Source organism: Streptomyces lateritius (genome assembly GCF_014649715.1).
GTDB classification, from domain to species: Bacteria; Actinomycetota; Actinomycetes; order Streptomycetales; family Streptomycetaceae; genus Streptomyces; species Streptomyces lateritius.
In genome coordinates this window covers 89,199-102,475 of sequence record NZ_BMTO01000010.1, presented here as the reverse complement: position 1 = coordinate 102,475, position 13,277 = coordinate 89,199, and the positions used below count along the sequence as shown (strand labels likewise).

General features: G+C 70.0%; 11 protein-coding genes. 5 read left to right on the top strand and 6 right to left on the bottom strand.

Annotated elements, in window-relative coordinates; genetic code table 11:
- Window positions 1–15: 15 nt before the first annotated feature.
- On the bottom strand, window positions 16–1,005 hold the full coding sequence (locus IE136_RS21335) for an NAD-dependent epimerase/dehydratase family protein (RefSeq protein ID WP_158984878.1): 990 nt from the start codon (window positions 1,003–1,005) through the stop codon (window positions 16–18).
- A 636-nt stretch (window positions 1,006–1,641) separates the two neighbouring features.
- Here IE136_RS21335 and IE136_RS21330 point away from each other — a divergent pair.
- The 3 genes from IE136_RS21330 to IE136_RS21320 all read left to right on the top strand — a co-directional run bounded on the left by IE136_RS21330 (window position 1,642) and on the right by IE136_RS21320 (window position 5,480).
- A complete protein-coding gene (locus IE136_RS21330) occupies window positions 1,642–2,784 on the top strand; it encodes a hypothetical protein (protein ID WP_229819007.1) in 1,143 nt (380 codons plus the stop codon).
- 67 nt (window positions 2,785–2,851) lie between these two features.
- Complete coding sequence (locus IE136_RS21325) at window positions 2,852–3,328, top strand: hypothetical protein (RefSeq protein WP_189601133.1); 477 nt, start codon at window positions 2,852–2,854, stop codon at window positions 3,326–3,328.
- Between the two features lie 376 nt (window positions 3,329–3,704).
- Window positions 3,705–5,480: an endonuclease/exonuclease/phosphatase family protein gene (locus IE136_RS21320; RefSeq protein WP_189601132.1), complete on the top strand. Its 1,776-nt coding sequence runs from the start codon at window positions 3,705–3,707 to the stop codon at window positions 5,478–5,480.
- Between the two features lie 302 nt (window positions 5,481–5,782).
- Here the strand turns inward: IE136_RS21320 and IE136_RS21315 are convergent, their stop codons facing one another.
- Together IE136_RS21315 and IE136_RS21310 are read right to left on the bottom strand one after the other, a co-directional pair.
- Window positions 5,783–6,868: a WD40/YVTN/BNR-like repeat-containing protein gene (locus IE136_RS21315; RefSeq protein WP_189601131.1), complete on the bottom strand. Its 1,086-nt coding sequence runs from the start codon at window positions 6,866–6,868 to the stop codon at window positions 5,783–5,785.
- Window positions 6,869–7,061: 193 nt separating this feature from the next.
- Window positions 7,062–8,147, bottom strand: a complete 1,086-nt coding sequence (locus tag IE136_RS21310; protein WP_158984870.1) for an NADH:flavin oxidoreductase/NADH oxidase — start codon at window positions 8,145–8,147, stop codon at window positions 7,062–7,064.
- Between the two features lie 125 nt (window positions 8,148–8,272).
- On the opposite strand from IE136_RS21310, the gene IE136_RS21305 reads away from it, so the two are divergent.
- A complete protein-coding gene (locus tag IE136_RS21305; protein ID WP_158984867.1) occupies window positions 8,273–8,632 on the top strand; it encodes an ArsR/SmtB family transcription factor in 360 nt (119 codons plus the stop codon).
- A 117-nt stretch (window positions 8,633–8,749) separates the two neighbouring features.
- Here IE136_RS21305 and IE136_RS21300 read toward each other — a convergent pair whose 3' ends face one another.
- Window positions 8,750–10,159 carry an FAD-dependent oxidoreductase gene (locus IE136_RS21300; RefSeq protein WP_189601130.1) on the bottom strand — a complete coding sequence of 470 codons (1,410 nt, stop codon included), beginning with the start codon at window positions 10,157–10,159 and terminating at the stop codon, window positions 8,750–8,752.
- An 88-nt stretch (window positions 10,160–10,247) separates the two neighbouring features.
- Entirely contained in the window at window positions 10,248–10,907 is a 660-nt protein-coding gene (locus tag IE136_RS21295) for a DUF305 domain-containing protein (protein WP_373309103.1), read from the bottom strand.
- A gap of 99 nt (window positions 10,908–11,006) precedes the next feature.
- Between IE136_RS21295 and IE136_RS21290 the strand changes: the two genes are divergently transcribed.
- Window positions 11,007–12,557 carry an LVIVD repeat-containing protein gene (locus tag IE136_RS21290; protein ID WP_189601129.1) on the top strand — a complete coding sequence of 517 codons (1,551 nt, stop codon included), beginning with the start codon at window positions 11,007–11,009 and terminating at the stop codon, window positions 12,555–12,557.
- Here IE136_RS21290 and IE136_RS21285 read toward each other — a convergent pair.
- Window positions 12,536–13,234, bottom strand: coding sequence for a TetR/AcrR family transcriptional regulator (locus tag IE136_RS21285; protein WP_158984861.1), 699 nt, complete (start codon window positions 13,232–13,234; stop codon window positions 12,536–12,538). The genes IE136_RS21290 and IE136_RS21285 overlap by 22 nt on opposite strands.
- Between the last annotated feature and the right edge of the window lie 43 nt (window positions 13,235–13,277).

Below are 13,277 nucleotides of genomic sequence, written 5' to 3'. Positions count from 1 at the left end.
CGTGCCACAAACGGCTCAACTGGCGAGACGGGGGGCGGGGGACTCGGCGGCGCCGTGCTCGCGGAACCACGCGATGGTGCGGCGCAGCCCCTCCTCGGCCTGGACCACCGGTTCCCACTGGAGCTTGTCGCGCGCCAGGGTGATGTCCGGGCAGCGGACGGCCGGATCGTCGGTGGGCCGCTCGATGAAGCGGATCTCCGAGCGGGAACCGGTGAGTTCGACGATCCAGCGCGCGAGGTCGAGCATGGTGATCTCGGTCGGGTTGCCGAGGTTGACCGGGCCGCGCATCGTATGGGCGGCGGTCGCGAGGATGCCCCGGACCGTGTCGTCCACGTAGCACAGGGACCGCGTCTGCAGCCCGTCACCGGTCACCGTCAGCGGTTCGCCGGCCAGCGCCTGCCGGATGAAGGTCGGCACCGCACGCCCGTCGTACCCCCGCATCCGCGGCCCGTACGTGTTGAAGAGCCGCACGATCGCGGTGTCGGTGCCGTGCGCCGAGGCCTCGGCCGTGGTGAGAGCCTCCCCGAAGCGTTTCGCCTCGTCGTAGACGCTGCGCGGCCCCACCGGATTGACGTTGCCCCAGTACCGCTCGTTCTGCGGATGCTCCTGAGGATCGCCGTACACCTCGGACGTGGAGGCGAGCACGAAACGCGCTCCCGAGCCGTGCGCGACCCCCAGGGCGTTCCGCGTTCCCAGACTGCCGACCTCCAGGGTGTGCAGGGGGAGGCGCAGATAGTCCGCCGGGGAGGCGGGCGACGCGAAGTGGAGGACGAGGTCGGGCCGCCGGTCGACGCGGAAGGGCTCGGAGACGTTGGCCTCCAGCAGGGCGAAATCCGGGCGGCCGAGCAAGGCGGAGACGTTCTCGCGCCGGCCCGTGCTGAAGTCGTCCACACAGGTCACGGCCACGCCCTCGTCGAGCAGCGCGGCGCACAGATGGGAACCGACGAAACCGGCGCCACCGGTGACGACGGCGTGCTCCCAGCGGGGCCCGGATGAAGTTGCCATGGTGAGTTCCTCCAGCGGAGAGGGAGGGGAGAGGAACCGCGGCCTCGAAGACGGCTGGAAAGCGGACAACGCCCCCGCGCGCCGGGTGGATGGCGCCGACCGGGGGTGCTCATGCGTCCCGTTCATCGTCCGCCGGAAGGGCATGGCTCGCCACGCGACTGCTCTGTCCGGGTGATCCGGCGGCACGCCGTTTGCGGACGGAACCGCAGCTCAGCACGCGGAGCGGGACGAAGGAGACGGTCGTGGGCGGTCCGCAGGCACTGGGACGGTGGTCTTGACACCGCGTCTGCGCAGGTATCAGCGGTTTCCGCGGATGCCGTAAGCCGCGCGCCGCGGCCCCTGCATCGTGATGCCACGCGTTCCGGCTCGGTGGCCACCCCTGCTGCGACCTGTGCTTTCGCTTCATGTGATGATCCACCGGACGTGGGTCCGCAGGTGGATCCACGGGGGGAGAGCAACATGACGAACACGGACGCGAACGGCATCGACCTGGCCGGAGTGACCGGCAGGCTGATCCAAACGGTCAACCTCGTGTAGAACCCGGCGCCGCAGGCCATCGCTACCGACGCGGTCAACGGGCATATCTGCGTCCTGCAGCTGGAGTCCCAGTCGACCGCGGAGCGGGACTCCGGCAACTTGATCGTCAACCGTATCGACCGGCGGACCGGCGCCCACACGGGCACGATGCAGCTCGTCGGCTTCGGTCACGGTCTGTCCCTGGGCGCCGTGCCGGTCGGCACGGACACCTACCTCTGGACCGAGTGCGGCCCGCTGCAGGTCTCCGTACCGCCGGCGAAGCCCATCGCGTTCGGCAAGGCCGTCACGCGCTTCAAGTTCGACCTGGACATGCCCGTACTCAAGGCCGACGACGCCCGTCTGCGGAAGTTCATGCCGCCAGGCAGCGAGGGCACCGGCCCGTCGTACGACCCGACGACCGACATGCTGACCCTCATGCACGTCAAGGGCGACATGCGGTACTTCACCCGCTACGACGCGACCCGGGCCGCCGAGGGCGACTGGACGCCGGTCGGGGCGACCCTCAGCATGCCCAAAAAGCTGGACACCCCGCCTGTCGTCCCGCCGCCGAAGTCGCCGCTGAACGAGAAGCTCACCTTCCAGGGTTTTCAGACCCTGGGCGACATCCTGTACGTGTACGAGTGGGCTCCTTACGCCGTAGTGGACCACGAGTACCCGGGCTACACGTTCCTGACCTCGTACACCTGGTCGACCGGCGTGCGAGCCGAACCGGTGGTGGTCACCAGCGCCCCTGGCCTGCAGCACCGCGAACCGGAGGGTCTCGCGGTCGAGATCGACCCCGCGACGCAGGAGCCTCGCCTGCTGTTCGGCTTCAGCAACACGGTCCCCGGCACGACGAGCGAACGCGACGTCACCATCTGCTGGTACCCGACCGAGCCTGCCGTCGACGGTGTCAAGGTCCTCGCCGACTGGGAGGAACTCGACCTCGCTCCCGGGCTCACCGCCGGTGCCGAGCGTCCGCGCGGCCGCCTCATCGCCCTCGCCGGCACCACGTACCTCCAGCTCCGCGGCACCCTCAGCTCCATGCGTGGACTGAGCGCGGACAGCCAGATCGCGACGCTGCCGCACCGGCTGCGTCCGACGGTGCAGGTCCGCCACAACGTGCCGCGCAACAACAACGCGGGGCGCTACATCTGCCGCGTCGAGGCGAACATCCGTGGCGAGCTGTGGGTGTTCGGCGCGTATCCCGACAACGCCATCACCTGGATCGACCTCGACAGTTTCTCCGCCGTCTGGCGATGACGGACCCCGGTCCGCAGCACTCGGTCCCCGAGGCTGTTCACTTCTTCCCGATCCCGGAGGATCGCGCATGACCCAGCACTCGACCAGCCGCCGTTCCCTGCTCACCGCGGCGCTCGCCGTCCCCGTCGCCGCTGTCGGCGTCCCGCTTGTCACCGCAGCCCCCGCCGGGGCCGTGGACCCCGTCGACGGCTGTCAGACAGTCGTCCCCTGGACCGCCATCGTCCCGATCCCGGACAGCGGTGTCACCCCCGACCCCAGCTCCCCGCTCCAGGCCCGCGTCATACGGCTCGCGGGTACCGAGTTCCTCCAGCTGCGTGGCCTGCTGACCTGTACCTTCACCGGCGAGAGCCCGATCGGTACGCTGCCGGGCACGATCCGCCCGCCCAAGCTGACCCGTGGCACCGCCACCCGGAACAACAACCAGGGCATCAATGCCATTCGCGTCGAGGCGAACACGGCCGGCCTCATCAAGGTCCACGGCCCGCAGCCGTCCAACCCCGTGACCTGGGTCCAGCTGGACTCCTTCTCGGCCGTCATGCGCTGACCGTGTGACGACAGCGGAACCGCCGGGCCATGACGAGCTGTATGTTCCGCGGCCGCGCCACAGCATTCGTGTGCGCGGCCTTCGCCACCCGTTCCTGTGCGCGATCGTCGACCTCGCCATCACCGGCCCAGTCCCGGTGTGAGCATCCCGACGGCCCCGGCTCAGGACAGGCCCCCGTTTCGCCTGCTCCAACTCCCAGCACGGGACTCGGAGGTTGAAGCGGGAGCGCTGGGGCCGCCGTCGCGGACGGCAGGCGTGCCGTACGGACCCGATTGCGCGTGAAATCCGGTACTTTGTGGATCTTTCACTCACAATCCATGGGGCTTCTATGCAAAGATTCAGATGTTTGCGGACCTTGACGGCCTCCCTTGCCGTCGTGCTGACCGCGTTGATGCTGACGGCCCCTCAGGCGCAGGCGGACGTGGTGGGTCCCTCCGCAGCCCCGCAGGTCAGAGTCGTGACGTACAACCTGTGCGGCAGCGGGGGAACCTACGGCTGCGACCCGTCCGAAGAAGCCAACGACGTGCGATACCAGAAGATCATGGACGAGACTTCGGTCACGGGCTGGGGCGCCGATTACGTTTCTCTCGTCGAGGTCTGCAAGTACCAGTTCGACCAGCTGCAAGCGCGGCTCGGGTCGACCTTTGCCGGGCACTACGTGTCCACGGCGCAGACCAAGACGGGTCTGTGTACAGACCCGACGAATGCCGGCAACCCCGCCAACAGGGATTACGGCATGGCCGTCTTCGTCCGAGGCGCTGAGTCCGAACGCACCGTCATCGAGCTGGACACTGCCGAGGCGATCAACGCACAGCTGGGCATCACCGACCCGGCAAAGTTGGTGACCGAGGACATCCGGGTCCCGTGCTTGAAGACCCTCACCAGCAGTGGATCCACATGGGCGTGCTCCGTCCATCTCTACTGGGGAACACCTGGGAGCCTGGGCAAGTACGTGATGGACGAAGAAGCCGCCCTGCTCGCCCGGCAGGCCAGGCTGTGGGAGGACGAGGGGACGCCCGTGATCCTCGCCGGCGACTTCAACACCTCGCCCTGGACGACGGTGATGAGCCACCTGTACGAGCCGGCCCTCGGCGAGAACGCGGCAGGTGGGTTCATCGAGGCCGACGAGACCGACGCCGACTACTTCAACGGCCACCTGCCCGGCGCCGGCGACTGCCCGTCCAGCACCCTGCGCTGCCGGCGAGGAGAGATCACGTTCCTCGCCAAGGGGAAGCCCGCGTCCGAGCAGAAGAAGATCGACTACGTCTTCTTCAGCTCGAAGTTCTTCCGCAATGCCGTCGGTGACGCACTCCCCGACGTTCCGAACCCCCATGCCGGCAAGTGGGTGTCTGACCACGTGCCCGTCCGGGGAGCGGCCGAGTGGATCTGCGGGCCCTCGGACGTGACCGACAGCTCGGTGCTGCGACGAGGCGCCAAGGGTGTCTTGTTCAGCCACGCGCTCCAGTCCGCCGAGGCCCCCGGAACCACGGACTTCACCCTCGGCAAGGAGTGCAGAGTGGGTGTCGGCTGGAACGGGATCCAGCTCGTCGCACGCCAGGGTTCGAATCTCATGGCCATCGACACCGAGGGAGCCCTTTGGCGCTACCGGCGCGCGGTGGACGGGACGTATTCCGGAGGCAACCGTGATGATCTCGGCAAGGGTTTCACCGGCCTCAACCTTCTACTCGCCCCGGGCAACTTCGACGGCGACGCAAACTCCACGCCGGATCTGATCGGGCGCGACAACAACGGCGTTCTCTGGCTCTACAAGGGGGTCGGTACCGACTATCCTTCGCGTGAACAAATCGGTACCAACTGGGACATCTACAGCATCCTCATCGCTCCCGGCGACTTCACCGGTGACAACAAGCCCGACCTTCTCGGCATCGATGCCACAGGCAACCTGTTCCTCTACAGGGGTACCGGAACCCCCGGCTACTACATCCAGCGCGCCGACATCGGCGACAAGTGGAACGTCTACAACACGCTTACCGCCCCCGGCGACATCAACGGCGATGACAAGCCTGACGTCGTCGGACGCGACACCGCAGGCGCGCTGTGGTTCTACGCCGGGACCGGCACCAGCCCCTATTACGCCCCGCGCAGACCGATCGCCGATGGCAACCTCCCCACGGGACAGCTTCTTCTGTAGCTCCACCTCCCCAAGCATGCGGCGGTGCCGCGAGCACTTCGAAGGCGCTGTTCCCGATCGCGAGGGCGACGTGGGGTGGCTTGAGGCCGGACAGCGCTCCGCGGGCCGGCTGGGCGCCCTGTGGCGACGGCTGTGGAGTTCGTGCATGCCGGCGCGGGCGGCTGGTCGTACCGCTCGATCAGCCGCGGCTTCGGCGCCGAACCGCGGGGCCTCCGCCGCGATGTTTGGCTCCGCACCGTCCTGAACGAGCACCCTGCACGCCAAAGGGGCGCCGGCCGCGGGTCGGCGCCCTGCAACAGGCCCTAGTCGATCACCGCCGCGCGGACGCAGAGGACGTCCGGCAGGTGCTGGGCGAGGAGCTGCCAGCTGTCGCCGTCGTCCGCGCTCGCGTACACCTCACCGTTGCGGTTGCCGAAGTAGACGCCCGTCGGGTCGGAGCCGTCCACGCACATCGCGTCCCGGAGCACCGTGCCGTAGTGGTCGCCCTCCGGCAGCCCGGCCGTGAGCGGCTCCCAGCTCTCCCCGGCGTCGGTCGTGCGGTAGACACGGCAGCGCCTCTCCGCGGGCACCCGGTCGGTGTCGGCGTTGATGGGGAAGACGTAGGCCACGTCGGCCCGATGGGGATGGGCGACGACGGCGAAGCCGAAGTCGGACGGGAGCCCGGACCCGATGTCGGTCCACTTCGCCCCCGCGTCGTCGCTGCGGAACACCCCCCAGTGGTTCTGCAGATACAGCCGGTCCAGGTCGCCGGCGTCCTGCGCGATCTTGTGCACGCACTGGCCGAACTCAGGGTCCGGGTCGGGCAGGAAGACCGCGGACACGCCCCGGTTGGACGGGGCCCAGCTCTGCCCGCCGTCCTTGGTGCGGAACACACCGGCCGCCGACACCGCCACCGTCACCGCGTCCGGATCACGCCGGTCGGTCACGATCGTGTGCACGGCCTCGCCGCCGCCGCCCGGCTCCCACCGGGAGCGGGTCGGGTGCTCCCACAGCGGCCGCACCAGCTCGAAGGAGACGCCGCCGTCCTCGGATCTGAACAGAGCGGCGGGCTCCGTTCCCGCGTAGACGACGTCGGGGGAGTGCGCGGGCGCCGGGTGCAGCTGCCAGACCCGCTCCAGCGAAGCGCCGGTGCCCTGCGGGAATCTGACCGCGGGTTTCGGCGGCTCGGTCCAGCTCGTGCCGAGGTCGTCGGAGTGGAACACCGAGGGCCCCCAGTGCTCGCTGACCCCACCCACGAGGAGCCGCGGGGTGGCGCGGCGGGTGTCGATGCCGATCGAATAGACGGCCTGCGCGTTGAAGTGGGGCTCGCCGAACTCCCACCGGCCGTTGCGCCTGCGGCCGATGAACAGACCCTTGCGGGTGCCTACGGTCAGTACTACGTCGGGCATGGCCGACACCTCCAGGACGCCGTTGTCGCGGATACGGGCCAGTCTGCACCCGACCACTGACAATGGCCCCCAGAACATGCCTCTCCCCAGGTCGGAGGCGTGTTCGGCATCCGGCCCGGGGAGCGGCGGAGGGGCGATGGAGGCGAGCGGTGGAAGGGCGACGAAGGCGAGCGGTGGAGGAAGGGGCGAGCGGTCAGATCGCCCAGGCGTACGGGCTCGGGGCGTGGGGCGCCTCGGCACCCAGCTCGCGCGCGGCCCGACGGGCCCAGGAGGCGTCCCGGAGGAGCTCCCGCCCGAGCAGGACGGCGTCCGCCTCCCCGTTGGCGAGGATCTTCTCCGCCTGCTGGCTCTCCGTGATCAGCCCGAGGGCCGCGACCGGCAGGCCGGTCTCGGCCTTCACCCGGGCCGCGAAGGGCACCTGGTAGCCGGGGCCGACCGGAATCTCGGCCGGGCCTCCGTTGCCGCCGCTGGACACGTCGAGAAGGTCGACCCCGTGCTCCCGCAGCAGGGCGGCGAAGCGGACGGTCTCGTCCGGGGTCCAGCCCTGATCGCCCAGCCAGTCGGTGGCCGAGATCTTGAAGAAGACGGGCAGGTCCTCCGGCCACACCGCCCGCACGGCGTCCACGACTTCGAGGGCCAGGCGGGTGCGGTTCTCGAAGGAACCGCCGTACGCGTCGGCGCGGTGGTTGGCGTGCGGGGAGAGGAACGAGCTGATGAGGTAGCCGTGGGCGCCGTGCACCTCGATCACCTCGAAGCCGGCCGCGAGGGCGCGGCGCGCGGCGTCGGCGAACTGCCCGACGATCTCCTGGATCGCCTCGGTCGTCAGCTCGGTCGGGACGGGGTGGCCCTCGGCGAACGGGACGGGGCTCGGCCCGACCGGCTGCCAGCCCTGATGGTCGGCCGTGACCGGACCTCGGCCCTCCCAGGGGCGCTTGGTGGAGGCCTTGCGGCCGGCGTGACCGATCTGGATGCCGGGCACGGTGCCGTGCTCCTTCAGGAACGCGGCGATGCGGCGGAGTGACTCCACCTGGGTGTCGTTCCAGATGCCGAGGTCGGCCGGGCTGATCCGGCCGTCGGCGGAGACGGCGGTCGCCTCGACGAGGATGAGGCCGGTTCCGCCGGTGGCGCGGGAGGCGTAGTGGGCGAAGTGCCAGTCGTTGGCGGCGCCCGCGTTCGGGCCGGACACCTCTGCCGAGTACTGGTCCATGGGTGCCATCCACACACGGTTCGGGATGGTCAGCGACCGCAGGGTGTAGGGCTCGAACAGGGCGACGCTCATGACGGACTCCGTTTCGGGATGCCTCGGTGGACGCTCGTACGATACTCATCGTAGTACGCCATCTGTCAAACTACGAGATCTCTCGTACAATGGGCGGATACCCCGGATGAAGTGGAGCCGCCGCTGTGACGACCGCGACCAACCCTCGGGTCCTGGACCACCCGGCGCGGGAGGAGATCCGCCTGGAAGGGGTGCTGCACGCGCTGTCGGACGCGGTCCGACTGCGGATCGTGAGCGAGATGGCCCGCGCGGACACCGAGCTGAGCTGCTCCTTCTTCGACCTTCCGGTGACCAAGTCGACGACGACGCACCACTTCCGGGTGCTGCGCGAGAGCGGCGTCATCCAGCAGATCTACCGGGGCACGGCCAAACTGAACGCCTTGCGCCGGGAGGACCTGGACGTCCTGTTCCCGGGCCTCCTCGACAGCGTCCTCGACGCGGCAACCGCCCAGGCGCGCCGCCTGGGGAACCCGGACACGCTCTGACGCACTGCTTCATGGGCACCTGGGTCACGCCTTGAGCCGTACGCCCCGTTTCGTGCAGGCCGTTTCGTGCATGCCGTTTCCGCGCTCCCGGAAGCGCCCCGGCCTCCGCCGCGCCCCCTACGCCCCCTGCGCCCCGCCGTCCCTCGATGCCGCCCGCAGCCCCGCCCAGTCCGGGATCTTCACCGGGCCCCGCCCCAGCGAACGGCCCAGCGCGGCCTCCGCGCGCTCGATGGAGAGCCAGCCGGGCCAGGCGACCGGCTCCAGGCCGAGGTCGCGCAGCGCGGCCTGCGGGTCGGCCGCGACCGTACGCCCGGCCAGTTCCGCCGCGTCGGAGAGCAGGGAGGTCACCGTCTCCTTGGCGCACGGCCGGTTCGTCCCGATGACGCCCGTGGGCCCGCGCTTGATCCAGCCGGCGACGTACTCGCCCAAGGCCGGAGCGCCGTCCCGCAGGACGCGGCCCGCCGCGTTGGGGACCGTCCCGGTCGCCTCGTCGAAGGGCAGCCCGGGCAGCGCAACCCCCTTGTAGCCGACCGCCCGCAGGACGAGTTGGGCCTCGATCTCCTCGTACCGTCCCGTCCCCCGCACGCCCCCCGCACCGTCCGGCTCCGTCCGCTCGAAGCGGACCGCGGCGACCCGGCCGTCCTCGCCGAGGATCTCCGCCGGACGCAGGAAGAACCGCAGCCGGATGCTGCGCGCCGCCTCGGACCCGTTCAGGCCGTCTGCGTCGTCCGCGTCGCCTGAGAGGTCTGCGTCGCCGTCCGCCGCCCAGGCCCGCACGACCTCCAGGTTCCGCCGGTTCACGGCCGGAAGCCCCGAAGGGTCGGCGAACGCCGGGTCGAGGGCCAGATCGGCCGGCTCCACCCGCACCCGGGCGCCCGGCAGCCCGCCCAGCTCCCGCAGCTCCTTCGTCGTGAACTTGGCCTGGCCCGGGCCGCGCCGCCCCACCATGTGCACCGTGCGGATCCGGCTGGACTCCAGCGCCGTGAGAGCCGGGTGCGGCACGTCCGTCGGCCGCAGTTCGTCCGCGCCCCTGGCCAGGATCCGGGTGACGTCCACCGCCACGTTGCCGACCCCGATCACGACCGCCGAGCGGCCGCCGAGGCCGACGCCGAAGCCGTTGCCCGCGGCGTCGGGGTGCGCGCTGTACCAGGAGACGAAGTCGGTCGCCGAGAAGCTGCCGGCGAGATCCTCGCCCGGCACCCCGAGCCGGCGGTCCCGCGCGGCACCCACGCAGTACACGACGGCGTGGTAGAGCTCCAGGAGGCGGGCCGGGGTCAAGCCCCCCGCACCGACCTCGACGTTGCCGATGAAGCCGATGCGCTCGTCCTCCAGGACCGCCCGCAGATTCTGCTGCAGCGACTTGATCTTCTCGTGGTCCGGGGCGACCCCGTAACGGACCAGTCCGTACGGGCACGGCAGCCGGTCCAGGACGTCGACCCGCACCCCGGGCACGAGCGACTGCTGGACCAGCGACTGGGCGGTGTAGACCCCGCTGGGCCCGGAACCGACGACAGCGACACGAAGCACGGCCGTACTCCTTCCCGCCGCGGGGCGTTCCCCGCCGGGCTTCCAGCATGGCACCGGAAGCCCGCCCACGGGAGGCGCGCCACCCCCGCTACATCGACCGCATCCGGTTGATCTCCGCCGTCTGCTGCGCGATCACGTCGTTCGCCATCTCTTCCACCAGCACGTTGTTGCCCTGCCCCAGGACCTCGGCCGCCATGGTCACCGCCCCCTCGTGGTGCGCGATCATCAGCTTCAGGAACAGCGTGTCGAACGCCCGGCCCTTCGCCTTCCCCAGCGCGGCCAGCTGCTCCTCGCTCGCCATCCCCGGCATCGGGTGGTGGTCGTGACCGCTCTGCTCGCGCGGGCCGCCGTTGCTCTTCAGCCACCCCTCCATCGCGTCGATCTCCGGCTGCTGCGCCGCGGCGATCCGCTCCGCCAGCTTCTTCACCTGCGCCGAACCGGCCCCTTGCGGGACGAGCGCGGCCATGGTCAGGGCCTGCTCGTGGTGCACGATCATCATCTGGGCGTAGGTGAAGTCCGCCGCGTTGGGCCTGTCGTCGGGCAGCAGCCCGGACGCCTCCGCGGGGGAGATCCTCCGCGCGGGTTCGCCGGGCTTGCCCGGCGCGACCACCGCGGGCCCCGTGGAACTTCGGCTCTGCGGCGTGTCCTCGTCCGGCCCCGGGTCGCAGGCGGCCAGCGCCCCTACGGCGGTGGCGGCCAGCGCCAGTGCGACAGCTCCACGGATACGGCGGTTCAACCAGTTCGACAAAGCGACCTCCAGGGGTACTTCGATGACGTCCCGTCGCCCTCTGTTGAGATGTACACGCAAAGGACGATACTGCCGGAGTCCATCAACCGTTCACCACGAATGGACACAAGGGAGGACGGAGTGACTTCGTCGAGAACCACTCGTACCCCGCGCGCACGGATCAGAGGTCTCGGTGTGGCTACCGCCGCCGCCGGACTGCTGGTCGGTCTGCTCGCGGCAGGCCCCGCGGCCGCCGTACCCGATCCGGGCGACACCCCCGCCCACGGCAGCGTCTCCGCGCAAGAGGCGGCCGACGCCCGGGCCGCCGTCCGGAGCGGCGCGATACCCGGCGTGGACGAGATCGTCCACAGCGACAACATCAAGCACCTGGCGAACATCCCCAAGGATGCGCTCCGGGGCACCAATTCCGACCTGGCCTTCCAGGGGCGGTACGCCTTCGCGGGCAACTACGACGGCTTCCGGATCTTCGACATCGGCGATCCGACGGCCCCGAAGACCGTCGCCCAGGTGCTCTGCCCCGGATCCCAGAACGACATCTCCGTCTCCGGCAACCTGCTCTTCCTCTCCACCGACTCCTCCCGCAGCGACAACTCCTGTGCGAGCGTCAGCCAGCCGGCCACGGAGAAGTCCTCCTGGGAGGGCATGAAGATCTTCGACATCAGCGACATCACCAACCCGAAGTACGTCGCCGCCGTCGAGACCGCGTGCGGCTCCCACACCCACACGCTGGTGCCGGAGCGCCGGGACGTCTACGTCTACGTCTCCTGGTACTCGCCCAACGCCGCGTTCCCCGACTGCCGGCCCCCGCACGACGGCATCTCGGTCATCAAGGTGCCCCGCAAGGCGCCGGAGAAGGCCGCGATCGTCAGCTTCCCCGTCCTCTTCCCGGGCGAGGGCCCGGACGGCGGCGGCAACCCGGGCAGCCCCACCAATCCGGGTGTCTCCAAGACCACCGGCTGCCACGACATCACCGTGCTGCCCGCCAAGGACCTCGCCGCCGGCGCCTGCATGGGCGACGGCATCATCTTCGACATCGAGGACCCGGCGAACCCGAAGGTCATCGACCGCGTCCAGGACAACGTGAACTTCGCGTTCTGGCACTCGGCGACCTTCAACCAGAAGGCGAACAAGGTCGTCTTCACCGACGAGCTCGGCGGCGGTTCCGCCGCGACCTGCAACGAGGCCATCGGTCCCCATCGCGGCGCCGACGGCGTCTACGACATCGTCGGCAAGGGCGACCACCGCAAGCTGGTCTTCCGCAGCTACTTCAAGATCCCCCGCCACCAGGCGAAGACCGAGAACTGCGTGGCCCACAACGGCTCACTGATCCCCGTCAAGGGCAAGGACCTGATGGTCCAGGGCTGGTACCAGGGCGGCGTGTCGGTCTGGGACTTCACGGACTCGAGCAAGCCGCGGGAGATCGCGTACTTCGAGCGCGGTCCGATCTCCACCGAACGCCTCACCTCGGGCGGTTCCTGGTCCGCGTACTACTACAACGGCCACATCTACTCCAACGACATGGCCAAGGGCTTCGACGTGCTGAAGCTCGACGACCGCCGTACCGACCCCGCGGAGCGGATCCGGATGGACGCGCTCAACGTCCAGACCCAGCCGGACTACTTCGAGGACTACGAGGACGTCGACGACTGACGCGGCACCCGGTCCCCCGCCGCGGAGACCGCGGCCGGCGCCGGTAACACGGAAGCGGTGAACGGCATGCCGCCGGGCGGACCCCCGCTCGGCGGCACGCCCTGCTCCCAGCCGAGTCCGTACCGGTGGAACAGCTCCGCACGGAGCCGGGCCATCGGCATCGGAGCCCCTGGGAGCAACACCGCCACCACCGCCCCCATGAGCAGTGCCCGCAGCAGCGGATAGTCCGCGTCCACGTTGTCGGAGCCGTACCGCGTCACCGTGTCCCGCAACAGGAACGCGAGCCGCTGCTGCTCGGGACACTGCACGAACCCCTCCGCCTGCAGAATCCCGGCCATATGGGTCCGCATCAGCACCGGCCGGTCCACGGCGAGGCCCAGGATCGCGTCGATCGCCCGCGCCATCCGCTCCCGCCCGTCCCCCGTCCGCGGTTCGCGCTCCAGCGCTTCCTCCAGCGTGAGGTGCATCAGCCGGTGCACGGCCGACTGCAGCAGCTGCCGCTTCCCCGGGAAGTAGTACGAGATCAGACCACGTGCCGAGCCCGCCCGCTCGGCGATGTCGCCCAGCGTCGTCGCCTCGTAACCACGCTCCGAGACGAGCTCGACGGTCGCCTCCAGGAGCCGCTCGCGCGAGCGTCGTCGAAGCTCTTCATTGACCGATGCGCTACGCGGGGACATGCTGGACTCCTGCGTTGACTGGCTCGCAGCCAATATACTCAGC

Coding starts and splice junctions, on each gene's coding strand:
- IE136_RS21335 (WP_158984878.1), bottom strand. CDS start 1,005: ATGGCAACTTCATCCGGGCCCCGCTGGGAGCACGCCGTCGTCACCGGT.
- IE136_RS21325 (WP_189601133.1), top strand. CDS start 2,852: ATGACCCAGCACTCGACCAGCCGCCGTTCCCTGCTCACCGCGGCGCTC.
- IE136_RS21315 (WP_189601131.1), bottom strand. CDS start 6,868: ATGCCCGACGTAGTACTGACCGTAGGCACCCGCAAGGGTCTGTTCATC.
- IE136_RS21310 (WP_158984870.1), bottom strand. CDS start 8,147: ATGAGCGTCGCCCTGTTCGAGCCCTACACCCTGCGGTCGCTGACCATC.
- IE136_RS21290 (WP_189601129.1), top strand. CDS start 11,007: ATGGACACAAGGGAGGACGGAGTGACTTCGTCGAGAACCACTCGTACC.
- IE136_RS21285 (WP_158984861.1), bottom strand. CDS start 13,234: ATGTCCCCGCGTAGCGCATCGGTCAATGAAGAGCTTCGACGACGCTCG.